At 48.8% G+C, this 1,556-nt stretch carries 2 protein-coding genes; both read left to right on the top strand.

Annotated features, from left to right (window positions below; translation table 11 throughout):
* The coding region (locus tag VN105_RS11135; RefSeq protein WP_325640814.1) for a hypothetical protein at positions 1-414 on the top strand (414 nt) is incomplete at its 5' end.
* Between the two features lie 6 nt (positions 415-420).
* Positions 421-1,461, top strand: a complete 1,041-nt coding sequence (locus tag VN105_RS11130) for a fasciclin domain-containing protein (protein WP_325640813.1) — start codon at positions 421-423, stop codon at positions 1,459-1,461.
* The last annotated feature ends 95 nt before the right edge of the window (positions 1,462-1,556 follow it).

Below are 1,556 nucleotides of genomic sequence, written 5' to 3'. Positions count from 1 at the left end.
GATCTCCGGGCTTATGCTACCAGCACTTATATAGGACTTGATCTTAACGATTTTATAACCTTCTATTTTTCGCCGCTGGATACCGTGCTCAAACGGCATATCATATTTAACGGGCCGGTTGCCGGCAGTTTTTATAATACCGGCAGCACCATAAGGATCTTTTATAATGACCTGCTAAATCCTGCATTCAATAATGGTAAGCTGAATACCTATGCGGCAGGTTCAGGCAATATCGCTGAAGCCGTTGTAAGATATAGCCTGCCGCTCAGTTTTTCTGATGTAAGCGGGGAAGCGCGGGTGAGCTATGGCGGCCCTGCTGCACCATCCTATCCCTTGCCGCGTAATGCATCTTACATAGCGGCAAACGGTTCATTGTTCAAGATCAACAAACTTTTTTATCCCATTGTAAAATAAGCAGCTATGACTATTGAGAACAGTTTACGCCGGCAGTTGAGCTTTATCCTGCTTCTGACACTGGGGATCACAGGCTGCGGCAAGGAAGACGCTTCCGCTCCCAATGCGGGAAAAGACGGCAGTACCATCAGCTTTGTATTGAACGACAACTTCAGTTTCGGCGTATTATATGCCGGTTTTAATATGGGCGGCCTGCTGGACACACTGGCCAAACAAGGGCCCTATACGGTCCTGGCGCCCAATAATAATGCTTTCAGCCTGCAGGGAATCAGTTATCCCACAAACGCATATAGCTTCCAGTTCTTTACGCCCGGTTGGCTCAGGGAGGCAATGCGTTATACGGTGATCCCGCAGCGCGTAACCCTGGGCAGCCTTCCCTTAAATACCTCGCAGGCATATAAAACGATTGGCGGTGGCAGCGTTTATATAAAAACATTTGCAGAAGCCGGCGATACGATAGCAACGGTAAACGGTTTCAGATTGGTTAGCCGGGATAATGCAGCATCAAACGGTTTAATCCAGGTACTGCCCCAGTTACTGAACCCGGAGCTATACAGCACCTCCGCTTCGGCATTGCGCAGTGATACCACCACTGCTTTATTTGCTGCCGCTATGCAACGGGCCGGCCTTACAGAATTGCTTTCAGGTAAAGATGAATATACCGTGTTGGCGCCCTCCAACACCGCTTTTACGCAGGCCGCCATTGATGGTCTTGATCTCAGTACCCTGGATGGTATATTAAATGCAGATCCTGTAAAGCTGGCAACCCTGCTGCAATATCATATTATCAGGGGACGGTACTTTGAAGGAGACCTATACCATTATGCCAGCGCGGCTTCGGAAGGCATTACCACGTTGAACGGCGCTAAACTTGTGATAGGAGGCAATCCCGCGCAATTCAAAGGGATCACTTTCCTGGGCGCCGGCAATGATGGTCAGCCTGCAGGAATAGCAGTGCCTTCCCAATACTCGCCCGCTTCAAACAATGCCAACATACCCGTTGGTAATGGCGTGATCCACATCATTAACCAGGTACTTATCCCTTAAATCCCTCCAATATGGAACCGAAATATTTACAACGTTTGCTGGGCTTCCTGTTCTTACTGCTTGCAGTTTCCTGCACCAAAGATGAACCGGTGTAT

This window comes from Chitinophaga sp. (assembly GCF_035564935.1).
Lineage (GTDB): Bacteria > Bacteroidota > Bacteroidia > Chitinophagales > Chitinophagaceae > Chitinophaga.
The sequence above is the reverse complement of the archived record's forward strand: the minus strand, read 5'-3'. Positions and strand labels throughout refer to the sequence as shown.